Source organism: Luteibacter sp. (assembly GCF_035539195.1).
Taxonomy (GTDB): Bacteria; Pseudomonadota; Gammaproteobacteria; order Xanthomonadales; family Rhodanobacteraceae; genus Luteibacter.
In genome coordinates, this window is sequence record NZ_DATLIW010000030.1 from 17,330 (window position 1) to 30,141 (window position 12,812).

The 12,812-nt window shown below is 66.6% G+C and carries 16 protein-coding genes; 6 read left to right on the forward strand and 10 right to left on the reverse strand.

Annotated features, from left to right (window positions below; translation table 11 throughout):
• From VM621_RS09795 to VM621_RS09805, 3 genes are all read right to left on the reverse strand, one after another.
• Window positions 1-378 carry a hypothetical protein gene (locus VM621_RS09795; protein WP_325468782.1) on the reverse strand — a complete coding sequence of 126 codons (378 nt, stop codon included), beginning with the start codon at window positions 376-378 and terminating at the stop codon, window positions 1-3.
• A complete protein-coding gene (locus VM621_RS09800; RefSeq protein ID WP_414674520.1) occupies window positions 375-998 on the reverse strand; it encodes an RNA polymerase sigma factor in 624 nt (207 codons plus the stop codon). Before VM621_RS09800 ends, VM621_RS09795 begins: the two co-directional genes overlap by 4 nt.
• 97 nt (window positions 999-1,095) lie before the next feature.
• Window positions 1,096-1,545, reverse strand: a complete 450-nt coding sequence (locus VM621_RS09805) for a hypothetical protein (protein WP_325468783.1) — start codon at window positions 1,543-1,545, stop codon at window positions 1,096-1,098.
• Window positions 1,546-1,736: 191 nt separating this feature from the next.
• Between VM621_RS09805 and sufT the strand changes: the two genes are divergently transcribed.
• The gene (gene sufT / locus VM621_RS09810; RefSeq protein WP_325468784.1) at window positions 1,737-2,294 is read left to right on the forward strand and encodes a putative Fe-S cluster assembly protein SufT; all 558 of its coding nucleotides are present in this window, start codon (window positions 1,737-1,739) and stop codon (window positions 2,292-2,294) included.
• 15 nt (window positions 2,295-2,309) lie between these two features.
• Here the strand turns inward: sufT and VM621_RS09815 are convergent, their stop codons facing one another.
• The gene (locus VM621_RS09815) at window positions 2,310-2,753 is read right to left on the reverse strand and encodes a DUF4279 domain-containing protein (RefSeq protein ID WP_325468785.1); all 444 of its coding nucleotides are present in this window, start codon (window positions 2,751-2,753) and stop codon (window positions 2,310-2,312) included.
• A 206-nt stretch (window positions 2,754-2,959) separates the two neighbouring features.
• Here VM621_RS09815 and VM621_RS09820 point away from each other — a divergent pair, with 206 nt between their 5' ends.
• Both VM621_RS09820 and VM621_RS09825 read left to right on the forward strand, forming a co-directional pair.
• Window positions 2,960-4,801 carry a M4 family metallopeptidase gene (locus VM621_RS09820; protein ID WP_325468786.1) on the forward strand — a complete coding sequence of 614 codons (1,842 nt, stop codon included), beginning with the start codon at window positions 2,960-2,962 and terminating at the stop codon, window positions 4,799-4,801.
• Between the two features lie 209 nt (window positions 4,802-5,010).
• Window positions 5,011-6,369, forward strand: coding sequence for a S8 family peptidase (locus VM621_RS09825; protein ID WP_325468787.1), 1,359 nt, complete (start codon window positions 5,011-5,013; stop codon window positions 6,367-6,369).
• An 8-nt stretch (window positions 6,370-6,377) separates the two neighbouring features.
• Here the strand turns inward: VM621_RS09825 and VM621_RS09830 are convergent, their stop codons facing one another.
• Genes VM621_RS09830 through wrbA form a run of 4 tightly spaced genes read right to left on the reverse strand, consistent with a single transcriptional unit; the run spans window position 6,378 to window position 9,596 of the window.
• Entirely contained in the window at window positions 6,378-6,863 is a 486-nt protein-coding gene (locus VM621_RS09830; RefSeq protein ID WP_325468788.1) for an asparaginase domain-containing protein, read from the reverse strand.
• A gap of 38 nt (window positions 6,864-6,901) precedes the next feature.
• On the reverse strand, window positions 6,902-8,602 hold the full coding sequence (locus tag VM621_RS09835; protein WP_325468789.1) for an acyl-CoA dehydrogenase family protein: 1,701 nt from the start codon (window positions 8,600-8,602) through the stop codon (window positions 6,902-6,904).
• Between the two features lie 56 nt (window positions 8,603-8,658).
• Complete coding sequence (locus tag VM621_RS09840) at window positions 8,659-8,997, reverse strand: DUF2069 domain-containing protein (RefSeq protein ID WP_325468790.1); 339 nt, start codon at window positions 8,995-8,997, stop codon at window positions 8,659-8,661.
• A complete protein-coding gene (gene wrbA / locus VM621_RS09845) occupies window positions 8,994-9,596 on the reverse strand; it encodes an NAD(P)H:quinone oxidoreductase (RefSeq protein WP_325468791.1) in 603 nt (200 codons plus the stop codon). Before wrbA ends, VM621_RS09840 begins: the two co-directional genes overlap by 4 nt.
• An 81-nt stretch (window positions 9,597-9,677) precedes the next feature.
• Between wrbA and VM621_RS09850 the strand changes: the two genes are divergently transcribed.
• From VM621_RS09850 to VM621_RS09860, 3 genes are read left to right on the forward strand one after another with little or no spacing between them, the layout of a single operon-like run.
• Entirely contained in the window at window positions 9,678-10,952 is a 1,275-nt protein-coding gene (locus tag VM621_RS09850) for a YihY family inner membrane protein (protein WP_325468792.1), read from the forward strand.
• Window positions 10,949-11,422, forward strand: coding sequence for a TlpA disulfide reductase family protein (locus VM621_RS09855; RefSeq protein WP_325468793.1), 474 nt, complete (start codon window positions 10,949-10,951; stop codon window positions 11,420-11,422). Before VM621_RS09850 ends, VM621_RS09855 begins: the two co-directional genes overlap by 4 nt.
• A 1-nt stretch (window position 11,423) precedes the next feature.
• Window positions 11,424-11,693, forward strand: a complete 270-nt coding sequence (locus VM621_RS09860) for an acylphosphatase (RefSeq protein WP_325468794.1) — start codon at window positions 11,424-11,426, stop codon at window positions 11,691-11,693.
• A 24-nt stretch (window positions 11,694-11,717) separates the two neighbouring features.
• Here the strand turns inward: VM621_RS09860 and VM621_RS09865 are convergent, their stop codons facing one another.
• Window positions 11,718-12,161, reverse strand: coding sequence for a copper chaperone PCu(A)C (locus VM621_RS09865; RefSeq protein WP_325468795.1), 444 nt, complete (start codon window positions 12,159-12,161; stop codon window positions 11,718-11,720).
• A complete protein-coding gene (locus VM621_RS09870) occupies window positions 12,161-12,778 on the reverse strand; it encodes an SCO family protein (protein ID WP_325468796.1) in 618 nt (205 codons plus the stop codon). Before VM621_RS09870 ends, VM621_RS09865 begins: the two co-directional genes overlap by 1 nt.
• Window positions 12,779-12,812 lie beyond the last annotated feature (34 nt).

Genomic DNA, 12,812 nt, shown 5'->3' on the forward strand with positions numbered 1-12,812 from the left:
TCACTTGTGGGCGGCGGACGGCTGCGTGTCGTTGTAGGCCAGCCAGCTGTAGAACTGCAGGTTCTGGTACAGGGCGGGATCGGTGCTGTCCGGGTCGGGCGGGAGGTCGGCGGCCTCGATGTCGGCCGCTTGCATCACGGCCGGCGGCGCCGACGGCGGCGCGCCACCCGGCTGCCACAGCATGAGCGAGGCGAGCGCGACGACGGCAAACGCGCCGGCAGGGAGCATCAGGCGGCGTGCCGCGGATTCGTGCGGTGCGGCGAGCGCCGTCCGCCGGGCCGCGCGCAGGCGACCGGCCGTGGCCGGGTCCACGTCGCGGCTGGCGCGCAGGTAGAGTTCCCGGGCGCGACGTTCGAGGTCTCGATCGTGCTGGCTCATCGCCATGCCTCCAGTTGATCGCGCAGCGCATGCATCGCGCGCGAAAGGTGAGTCTTGACACTGCCGTCGGAGCAGCCCATGACAGCGGCCGTTTCAGCGACATCCAGCCCTTCCATGATGCGCAGGGTGAACGCCTCGCGCTGGCGCCGGGGCAGCTTGCGTACGGCGACGACGATGTCCCCGTAAGCCTGCGAGTCCTGGAGCCTGGCGGATGGGTCCGGGCTGTCGTCGGCGGGCTCCCAGGCGGGCAGTTCGTCGCCGTCGTCGTCGCGGCCACCGCCGATCCAGCCGACGATGATCGAGCGCACCTTGCGGCGACGCTGGAGGTCGACGATGCGGCGGCGGAGGATGCCCCAGAACAGCGGCGTCCATTCGCCCGGCGGCTTGTCGGCGTAGTGGCGAACCAGGCGCAACATGGCGTCCTGCACCGCATCCATGCCGTCTTCCCGGTTGCCCAGGTGGATTTCCGCCATGCGCCAGGCCCTGCGCTCGATGGCCGCCAGGAAGGCGTCCATGTTCGCCGGGACTTCGCGGACATCGTCCAGGGATGCGCTGTCGAGCGCGAGCGAGCCGTTCACGGCGCCCTTCGCTTCGTCGGTGCTGGCATCCTCGTGCTCCATACGGCCTGAATCACTCCGATTAACGCGGTCGGCGACCGCCGGTTGACTGGTTCTGCCCCTGCCATCTTCCTGGGCCGGGCATTTACGGCTTATGAAGTCAGGGCCCGCCCGTGGACCGGCGTGCGATGGGCCAGGCGACCAAGCCCGCCAGGAGGGCGCCGGCGAGGTATAACACGAGGTCCCAGGGCCCCTGGGCGAGGCGAGCCAGTTCCAGCAGCATGGAAGCCCCGGCGTCGTGAATGGTCTGGCCGAAGCCGATACCCATCATTCCCGAGATGGTCGCTGCCGCGACCAGGCAGGCGGTATAGGCGGCTGCGACAAGGGTGGCGACGGCCGCCAGGACCGAGCCCAGGCCGCGTTCGATGCGCAGCCAGCGGCGCACGACGATTCCCAGGACCCAGCCTACCGGAAGGACCAGGGCGGGCAGGGCACGGCCGAACATCATCGACGGCACCATCCACACGGCGCCGGCGGCGAAACCGAACGCGACGGCGCAGAAAGCGCCGAACAGAAGTCCGGCGAGGCGGCGCAAACGCTCAGCCGGCATGGGGTTCCTTCGGATGAGGCATGGGATCAGGGGGTGGGCAAAAGGGGGCAATGATAGCGGGCAAGCGCGAGGCTTGCTCTTGAGGCGCCCGGTCGCCGCCCCGACGTAGCTTGCAGGATGCTTACCGTCGGCTCGCGGCGGGCGCATAATCGACGACTTTGCGGCCGCGGTGCGGCCTTCACAGGACAGCAATGAGCGGTTTCAGCCTCAGCAGCGAACCTTTCACCCTCGAGCGCGACTGCCAGGCGGTCATGGTGCCGCAGGGCGAAACCGTGACGCTTCCGGCCGGGCAGATCGGTTACATCACCCAGGCCCTGGGTGGCAGCTTCACCGTGTACGTGGAAGGCAACCTGTTCCGTATTGCGGGCGGCGATGCCGATGCGCTGGGCAAGGAGCCCCCGCGTCCGATCGAACTCGAAGACGGTGCGTCGGACGACGAAGTGGAGAAGCTGGTCTGGCAGCAGTTGCGTACCTGCTTCGATCCCGAGATCCCCATCAATGTGGTGGAACTTGGCCTCGTTTACGACGTGAGCCTTGAATCCAACGACGAAGGCGCGCGCCGGGCCTATGTGAAAATGACCCTGACCGCGCCGGGCTGCGGCATGGGTGACATTCTGGTCGACGATGTCCGCACCAAGCTGGAACTCATTCCCACGGTGGTCGAAGCCGATGTCGACCTCGTTTTCGATCCGCCCTGGAACCATTCGATGATGTCGGACGCGGCGAAGCTCGAAACCGGGATGCTCTGAGGATCAGGGTCAGGATCAGGGTGCCGGCGTTACCGCGATGTCCGCTTCCAGAGAAGCTCCGTAGAGGGCGAGCGTTCTGATGTTCGCCGGCGACCAGTAGCAGGCAGGCACGCGATCGCCCGTCACTCGCACGTGGAGGCCGACGTGCGCATCCAGCTCGAGACTGCGAATGGCCGCGACGATGTCGTCGCGCTTCGGCGCCAACATGGTGAGCAACTGGCTGAGCGCGTCGTCCAGCGCATACGTGCGTTGCTCGGGCAACTCCACGCACCAGCCATGGCTGCGACGCTGCAATGAATCTCCCTCCGTCTCGCCGCGCTGCCAGCTTCTGGCACCCGCAACGCCGAACTCGGCGGTCAGGTGGTCGAGCGTGTGCCGCTCCGATGTGAGGCGGAACGACGCGCGCACCCACGGGGTCATCTGGCGAAGTTCGAGGTCGATGTCGGTCGATTGGGTCATGGTCACCATCTTCGCAAGTTCGTGAGGCCTAGGGAAATCCCTAGGTAGTCGACCGCGAAAACTTGCGCTAGGTTGACAAGCACTTTCGGCGGGGGGGCCGGAAGTTGCAACGGGCATCGCGCTTCGGCGCGTCAATCATATCGTTCGGAATGTGGTCCACACGACCGCAACGGGTTCGTGTGGCCTGTTCCTGGAGGAGGAACGTAATGGCAAGTCATGTTCGCTTGAAACTCCTGGTCGCATCGCTGGGTATCGCGACCTGCTCCGTCGCTTCGGCGGCCACCGAGCAGGCGCTGCGCGCGCAGAGCCTGGGAGCCGTCCCCGCCAGCCAGCTGGCCGTGAAACTCGGCCTGTCGGCCGACAACGCCTTTGTCGCGAAGACCGCGCTGCCGACCGTCAAGGGCACGCAGACGGTACGCATGCAGCAAACCTTCAAGGGCGTACCCGTGTTTGGTCGGAGCATTGCTGTGGAGCAGGACGCCCAGGGCAATTCGCTGGTCGCCAACGGCATCGTCACCTCCGACCTTCAGGTCGACCTCGCCTCGGTGACACCGAAGATCGACGGCGCGCGCGCCATCGCGCTGCTCGGCAAGCAGGCCAAGACCCTGGCCGGTGCCGTGGCGAAGCCCGAGAACGCCAAGGCCGATCTCTACGTCTATCCTGGCGACGGTGTGCCGGCCCGCCTGGTCTACCTGACCTCGTTCTTCTCCGGTGGCGACCATCCGACCCGCCCGACCGCGATCATCGACGCCAACACCGGCGAGATCATCGAGCAGTGGGAAGGCTTGACCTACGCCGAGGTGGATGCGACCGGTCCAGGTGGCAACCAGAAGACCGGGCAGTACACCTGGGGCGCCGGTGGCAAGCCCGCGCTGCGCGTGACGCAGTCGGGTAGCACCTGCACCGCGCAGAACACCAATGTGAAAACCTACAACCTCAACCACGCCACGTCCGGCGCGGGGACGTTGTGGAGCTTCACGTGCTTCAACTCCACCGGCGACGCGATCAACGGTGCCTATGGCCCGATCAACGACGCCCACCACTTCGGTGGCGTGGTGCATGACATGTACACCGCATACACTGGCTCAGCACCGCTGAGCCAGGTGCTGATCATGAAGGTCCACTACGGTTCCAGCTACGAGAACGCGTTCTGGGACGGCAGCTCGATGAACTTCGGCGACGGCGCCAGCACCTTCTATCCGCTGGTGGCGCTGGACGTGACCTCGCACGAAATCAGCCACGGTTACACCGAGCAGCACTCGAACCTGACCTACAGCGGCCAGTCGGGCGGCATGAACGAAGCCTACTCGGACATCGCCGGCGAAGCGGCCGAATTCTACGACCGTGGTAGCAACGACTTCCTGGTCGGTGCCGACATCGTCAAGGCCAGTGCCGGCATCGGCACCGCGCTTCGCTACATGTGCGATCCGCCGCAGGATGGAGGCTCGATCGGCAACGCGGCCGACTACACCAGCGGCCTGGACGTGCACTACTCGTCCGGTGTCTATAACAAGGCGTTCTGCCTGCTGGCGAAGACGACCGGTTGGGGAACGGTCAATGCGTTCAAGGTGTTCGCCCGCGCCAACGCCCTCTACTGGACGGCGAGCTCCACCTTCAACAGCGGCTCGTGTGGCGTCGCCAGCGCGGCGACGGACCTCGGTCTCTCGGCAACGGATGTCGCCGCGGCGTTCAGCGGCGTGGGCGTGACCTGCTCGACGGGCGGCGGTGGCGGTGGTACGGCGCTGCAGAACGGCGTGGCCAAGACAGGCCTCTCCGGCAGCGCGAGCCAGGAACTGAGCTATACGGTGGTCGTGGCCGCCGGCGCGACCAATCTTGTCATCGCGACGAGCGGCGGCACGGGTGATGCGGACCTCTATGTGAAGTTCGGTTCCGCACCGACGACCTCGAGCTACAACTGCCGTCCGTACAAGACCGGCAATGCCGAGTCGTGCACGTTCGCGACGACCCAGGCCGGCACGTACTACGTGAAGGTGCGCGGTTACTCCGCGTTCTCGGGTGTGTCGCTGAAGGCGACCTGGACGCCGTAAGCGCGTGTGGGTTCAGTCGTGACGAAAGGCGCGGGCAGCGATGCCCGCGCCTTTCCTTTGCCGCACGCTTTGCGGCGTAAGCGTTGTCCGAAACACGTGCCGCCTCATGCTCACATGTCATGTCGAGGTATAGCGGATGGTTGCGCGAGGGTGCGTCTTCTAGCTTATTTCGATCGGCGCCGCGGAGCGCCTTGTCGAAGGAACGTGCCATGTCGAAGTATTCCGGTCTGCCTCACGCCGTCGTCGCTCTCTGGCTCGTGGTGAGCATGCCCGTCGTCGCCTCGGACGGAACGACCAAGCGCTACATCGTGCATTTCGCCGACCCCGCCTTCGCGACGACAGCGACAGCGACAACGGCGGCGGTGCGGACGCCGTCCCAGCGTGGCCTGCCTGCGTGGCACCTGCGCCGCGTGGCCGCGGGAGGCGAGTTGGTGGAGCTGTCTTCCGCCGAAGCCGAGGTCATGGCGGCCTCGCAGGGTGTCCTCGCGGTGGAGGAAGATCGCATGATCGATCTGGCCGGCATCGGCATCGTCGATCCCCTCTGGCGGCGCCAGTGGTACATGCATGACGCGAAGGTCGGTATCGAGGCACCGGTGGCATGGCGCGATACCCGTGGCGAAGGCTCGGTCGTGGCGGTCCTGGATACCGGGGTGACGCCCCATCCCGAGTTCGATGGGCAACTGCTTCCCGGGTTCGACTTCATCGCCGACGCACACGCGGCGCGTGATGGCGATGGTCGCGATGCCGATCCCACCGACGAAGGCGACTGGAAAGACCCGGGCGATTGCGGGGCCAAGCAGTTTTCGCCCTCGTCGTGGCACGGGACGCATGTCACCGGCATCGTTGTGGCGCGCGCCGGCAACACCCCGGGTATCGTCGGTGTCGCCCCTTTGGCGAAGGTCGTTCCGGTGCGTGTCATGGGGCGTTGCGGTGGCCGGCTTTCGGATCTGGCCGACGCCATCGTCTGGGCATCCGGGGGTGAAGTGGCAGGCGTGCCCGGCAGGGCTCCCGTCGACGTGATCAACCTCAGCCTGCGCCTGCCCGGCGCCTGCGGCATGACGATGGAGCGCGCCATCGCACAGGCGCGCTCGCGCGGAACGGCGGTAGTGGCCGCCGCCGGCAACGATTCGATCAAGGCGTCGGCCGTATCGCCCGCCAACTGCCCCGGCGTCGTCTCGGTCGCCGCGCTGGCGCGCGACGGCGGCATGGCCTCCTACTCGAACTACGGTGACGGGGTGACGGTCGCCGCGCCGGGAGGCACGCTTTGGGGCATGGGCGTGGACGACATCCTTTCGTCGGTCGACGCGGGCGAACGCGGTCGCCAACGGCCTGTCTTCAAGTACTACGCCGGCACATCGATGGCCGCGCCCCAGGTCGCCGGACTGGTCGCGCTCATGCGCTCGGCCGACCCGCTCATCGGCGTGGACGAGATCACCGCACAGTTGGTCGACAATGCGCGGCCGCTGCCGGGCCCCTGCCCGAAGGGCTGTGGGGCCGGCCTCATCGATGCCGGTGCAACGGTGAGCGCGGTGATCGAGGACAGCGTCCTGCCCCGGCCGGGCTCATGACCGGTGGATCAGATCGCTTCGAAGCGGTTCGCGTCACGGTTCTTGCGGACCGTGGCCGGATCCCACACGCGGCCGTTCATGGCAATGTAGACGCCATCGTCCAGCGACTGCACCGCGCCCACGGCGCAACCGATATTGAACACCGCATCGGAACCCTGGAAGCGCGCCGGGTTCAATGCGCCGGTAAGGACGATGACCTTGCCGGGGATACCCGCCAGCACGCGCGCCGTCTCGACCATGGTGTCGGTGCCGTGCGTCACCAGTACGTGGCGGTGCGGCTGCGCTTCGATCGTGCTGCGCATCAGCGCCCGGTCCTCGTCCGTCACATGCAGGCTGTCCTTGCGCAGGATCGGGATCACATCGAAACGAAACGCGACGCCCAGCTGCTGAAGGATATCGGCGATCTGCGGGCTACCGATCTGGTAATCCGATTTGTCGTCGAAGTAGACCTTGTCGATGGTGCCGCCGGTGGTAACGATGGTGAGCTGCTGCATGTCTGACCTGGGAAGCCGGATAAAGCGGGGCGCTCATTCTACCTCGTGACCGGGGTGCCCATCGCTTCGGCGGCGGCCTTGCTGCCTCGGGGGCGCGGCGCCGTGTCGGTGGCGAGGAGCACGTCCTCGTCGTTCTCAGGGAGTGCCAGCCGATCGAGCCCGCGTGCGATGAAGCGCCGGCTGGCAGCGGCGGGACGCGGGTCGGTCGCTGCGTTCGCCCAGGTCGCCGAGCGCACCAGCAACGCGGCGGCCGTTGTGCGGGCCAGCGTATAGGCGACACCGCGCGCGGATGCCTCGAGGGCCGCGCGGTCCGAGACAAGGTCGCCGAGCAGGGCTTCGGTGGCGTCCAGCGCGGTGTCGATGGCGGTGCGCTCGGGTGCATCCGGGCCGATGAGGTCGTCGATGGCCCGCCGCAACGGCGCGAGCCCGGTCGCTCCGATGGCGCGCAGCATGTCCAGCGAGAGGACATTGGTCGTGCCCTCCCAGATGGCGTAGACCTGGGCGTCGCGCAGTAGCTGCGGCAGACCGGTGTCCTCGATATAGCCGGCACCGCCGAAGCACTCCAGCGCTTCGGAGACGACACGTATCGATACCTTGGCCGTCCACAGCTTGGCCAGTGGCGTGAGCAGGCGGAGCAGGGCGGCTTCATGAGCCGCACCCTCGCCGTGCTCGGTGCGGCCCAGCAATTCGGCGACGAAGAAGGTGAGCGAGAACGCGGCTTCGAACTCGGCCTGCATGTCGGCAAGCGTTCGCGCGTGCAGGGGTTGATCGATCAGGCGCGCCCCGAAGGCGCTGCGGCGCGTGGCGTAGTCGCGTGCAAGGGCGATCGCACGCGCCATGCTTGCCACGGCGCAAACGGCGTTCCAGGTGCGTGTGACGTTGAGCATCGGCGCAATCTGTCGCACGCCATGGTCCAGCGGTCCGACCGGTGTCGCCGGTAGGCCATCCAGGTGAATCTCGGCGGTAGGCAGCTCGTGCGTGCCGAGTTTCTTCTTCAGGCGGTCGATCGTGATACCGCGCCAGGCCCCGTGTTCGTCCTTCGTCTCGACGTAGAACAAGGCGAGGGCCGAGGTCCCCGGGCCTGCGCCTTCCGGTCGCGCCAGGGCCAGGGCCGCTTCGCCGACCACGGCCGAGCTGAACCACTTGCGACCATACAGCCGCCATTGTCCGTCGGGATCCTGCCGCGCGACCGTCTCGGTGCGGCTGACATCCGAGCCACCGGGGGTTTCCGTCATCCATTGCCCGGAGAGCCAGAACGTGGAAGCGTCGCGGCTGAGAAAGTGCGGCAGCGCGCGTGCGATCAGGGCGGCATTGCCGGAGGCGCGGATGGCCGTGGCCGCGCCGTCCGTCATGGCCAGCGGACAGCAATAGAACTCGCTGGCGATGTGATAGAGATAAACGCGGGCGAACGCTTCGACGCGCGCCCATGGCGAGGCGGCATGGCCGGAAGCGAGCACGGCGTGGCGAGTGGTGATGCCGGGGCCCTCCTCCCACGCAGGCGTCAGCGCGATCCGATCCACCCGGGCACCCCAGGCGTCCCATGAGGTAAGGACGGGTTCGCTGCGCGGTGTGCGGCCGCGTCGATCCCAGGCCATCAAGGCATAGTCGCCCAAGGCGTCCAGGTCGCCTCGCATCGCATCCAGGCGCTCGGCCGGCAACACGCGGCCGAGCCAGGCGTTCAGTACGCGATCGTCGCGAAAGGGATGCGCCAGTCGGGGCGCGTCCTGCAGAAAACCCATCGTGGCATCCTCTCCGTCGGTAAGCGGGCCTAGCCTGCGCCGATGACTTTGAGGGGTCAACGCGGGCGACGCACGCCCACGCCCAGTGTGCCGATCAGCGACAGAGTGAGCACCAGCTCGATCACGCCAAGCCATCGATCCGGGCCGCCGCTCCATGTCTCGGTGACGCCGTGGCAGAAATAGAACAGCGCCAGCACGCCGACCCAGAGCAGGGCGCGGGTGACCCTCGGCAGCGAGAGCAGCGGCAGAAGCAGCGGCGGAACGGTGAGCACGAGGGCAACCCAGGTCGGAATCGACACCGGTGGGTAGAGCGAGTACCAGAGCACCTGGAGCACCAGCAAGCCGGCCCACGCGCATAAGCCGATTTTCTGCGTGCCGGTCAGGATCACGCTCACGCGGGCGTCGCCAGTCGTCGGGCGACGTCGGCCAGGCGCCGGCCGAGCGCCCGCGCGAGCTCGCGTTCGTGCTCGCTGATGACGTTGTCGCCGCGCCCGCCGGCGACATGGCTGGCCCCGTACGGGGTGCCTCCGCTGGTGGTGCTGGTCAATGCCGGCTCGGTATAGGGAATGCCGACGAGCAGCATGCCGTGGTGGAGCAGGGGTAACGCCATCGACAACAAGGTGGCTTCCTGCCCGCCGTGCATGGTGCTGGTCGAGGTGAACAATGCGGCCGGTTTGCCGGCCAGCGCACCGGATGCCCACTCTGCCCCGGTGGTGTCGAGGAAGTATTTCAGCGGCGCGGCCATGTTGCCGAAGCGCGTGGGGCTGCCCATGGCCATGCCCACGCACTCGACCAGATCGGCTCGGGATACATAGGGCGCGCCTTCGTCCGGTTCGGGCGGCATGGCGATCTCGGTCACCGGGGCGACCGGTGGCACCTGGCGCAGGCGTGCCCGCATGCCGGGGACTTCCTCGATGCCGCGGGCGATGAGGCGGGCGAGCTGGGCCGTGTGGCCGCTACGGCTGTAGTAGAGTACGAGGACGTCGTGGGACATGGATGGCCGCCTGTGCGAAGGCGCTAGTCTCGCAGAACTGCCACATGTTCCCAATGTTTCGGGACAGGATGAAGGACAGACATGCCGCCGCTTCGCTTCGACCGCGATCGCGCCCTGAGTTTCACCCGCTTCACGTGGCTGCGTTTCGTCGACGATAAGTGCTTCGAGACGGCCGGCGCGCTGTCGTACACCACGCTCGTCTCGCTCGTGCCGTTGACCGTCGCCGTGTTCGCCATTCTGTCGGCCTTTCCGGTGTTCGCCGAATGGCGCGGCAGCCTGGCGAACTACGCTTTCCAGAACTTCGTACCCGCCACGGGCATCAAGATCCAGGAGTACATGCTGGCTTTCGCCGACAAGGCCAGCCAGCTGACCGGCATCTCCATCCTGGTCATGCTCTTCAGCGCGGTCTCGATGATGATAAGCATCGAAGACCGGATGAATCGTATCTGGCGCGTGCGCAAGCCGCGCGGATGGACCTCGCGTCTTTTGCTCTATTGGGCGGCACTCACGCTGGGTCCTATCCTGGTCGTCGGCAGTCTCGTGCTCACTTCTTACATCACCGCCTTTCCCATGCTCCATGCGGCGGCCGACCAGATCGCGACGCAGAGCCGCTTGCTCAATGTCCTGCCGTTCGCGATCACCTTCGTCACCCTCGTGTTGATGTACACCATGGTGCCGAATCGTCGTGTCGACTGGCGTCATGCCGGCATCGGCGCGCTGCTTGGCGCCATCCTGTTCGAGATCGCGCGTTGGGGCTTCACGTTGTTCATCCGCAACGCGCCAACCTACGAGGAAATCTACGGCGCGCTGGCGGCGATCCCGATCTTCCTGTTGTGGATCTACCTGTCCTGGATCATCGTGATCCTCGGTGCCTCGATCGCCGCGTCGATCTCGGCATTCGAATACACCCTGCCGCAGGAGGCCCTCCCCGAAGGAGCGGAGTTCATCGGCCTGCTGGTGGTGCTGCAACATTTCGTCGAGGCGCAACGCGCCGGCGACAGCGTGGACCCGGCCACCGTGCGCGTACGCGCGCCCTACCTGCCGTCCAGCGCGATCACCTGCTATTTCGACGACCTGCAACGTTCGGACATGATCCAGCGGGGCGAGGCCGGCGGCTGGCTACTCACGCGTAGCCTCGACTGCACGGAACTGCTTCGTGTCTACCGTTGCACGTCGTACCGCCTGCCCTTGCATCCACGCGAGCAGGTGGAGCGCCTGGGCATCTATCTCCCCACCGAATTGCTGGTGCTGCTCGACCACCTTGCCGCCGCGCTGGATGCGACGCTGGGTGCGCGGCTCGACCGGCTCTTTCCCCCCGCTGTCGTTAGCGCTTCCATCGAGGATACACCCGCATGATCGCCCGCTTTCTCACCGCTGCCGTCGTTGCCCTGGCCCTCGCAGGGCCCGTCATCGCGGCACCGGCCGCGACCCCGGAACTGAAGATCGCCACGCTGGACGGCAAGCCGTTCAACCTCGCCGAGCAACACGGCAAATGGGTGGTGGTGAACTACTGGGCAACCTGGTGCGTACCGTGCATCAAGGAAATGCCGGATATCTCGGCCTTCGTGAAGAACCACAAGAACGTCGCGGCGATCGGCCTCGCCTTCGAGGACACCGACGCGAAGGATATCCGCGCTTTCTTGGCGAAGCATCCCGTCGTGTACCCGATCGCCCAGGTCGATGTCATGGATCCGCCGAAGGCCTTCGAGCCGCCGAAGGGCCTGCCGACGACTTACCTCATCGCGCCGGATGGCACGGTGGCCAAGCGTTTCGTCGGGCCGGTGACCGAGCAGAGCCTCGGCGAGGCCATCGGCAAGGGGAAATGAGATGAAAGCCGCTCGCTTCGTCGTCAGGGGGAAGGTGCAGGGCGTGTTCTTCCGTGCCTCGGCACGGGAGCAGGCGAAAGCACTGAGGCTCACCGGCCACGCTCGCAACCTGCTGGATGGCAGCGTCGAGGTGGTCGTCTATGGCGAGGCAGCGGCGATCGACCGGCTCGAGGTCTGGCTGCACGACGGTCCGGACTCGGCCGAGGTCAACGAGCTCTATCGCGAAGACATCGGTGCACACGATGCGCCGGTCGAGTTCGTGACCAAATAGCCGGCCCCCGCGGATCAGCCGGATTCAGTCGGTGGGACCGGTCGCATTCGCCGGACGGGCGAGCAAGGTCACCGGCAGCTTTTCCCCATCGGACAGCGCGAAGGTGACGACGAGCGTGTCGCCCGGCTTCACCGGGTGCTTCGCGCCCATCAGCATGACGTGGTAGCCGCCCGGCGCGAACGCCAGTGTGCCCTTCGGCGGCAGCGGTACGCTGTCGATCATTTCCATGCGGCCCATGCCACCGTCGGTGCTGCTGCGATGAATCATGGCCTCGGCATAGTCCGGCGATGCGGCACCGACAATCGAGACCGCGTGGTCGGACAGGTTTTCGAAGCTCACGTAGCCGCCTGCGGGCAGGTTGCCCGGCAGGATACGAAGCCAGCCTTCGCTGGCCTTGACGGTGGGAACGTCGGCGGCGTGCGCCGCGCCGGCGACAAGCAGCATGGCGGCAACGAGCGATCGAAACATCACGGTGGGGCTCCCAGTGAAGTGAGGAGGTGCAGGTCGTGCACCATGTCGTCCTGCGAGGCCGACGGCGTCGCCAGCAGGCGTGCCTTGCCTTCGGCGTCGAAGAAATAGATGGCCGAGCTGTGGCTGACGTCGTACGCGCCGTCGCCACGGTCCGGCTCGCGGGTGAACGCGGAGCGATAGCGTTTGGCCAACGCTTCTACGTCGGCATCGGAGCCGACCAGGCCGACCGCGCGTTTATCGAATGCGTTGACGTAGGCATGCATGATCTCCGGCGTATCGCGCTTGGGATCGACACTGACGAACAGGATGCGCACGTTATCGGCCGGTGGTCCGAGGCGATCCAGCACCACGTGCAACTGGGTCAGGGTCAGCGGGCACACATCGGGGCAATGCGTGTAGCCGAAATACATCAGGGTGACCTTGCCCTTGAAATCGGCGCCGGTCACCGCCTTGCCGTTGTCGTCGGTGAGGTGGAAGTCGAGGTCGGGCAGATGGCCCGACACGTCGGTCAGCCGCCATGCCGGCTGCGGCTCGCGTTGGCAGCCGCCCGCGCTGACGAGGGCGATCAGGATCAGCAAGGCCCAGACGGCCCGGCGGGAGAACGACGGCTTCATGCGACACTCCGCGACATATCCCGCGAAGGATACG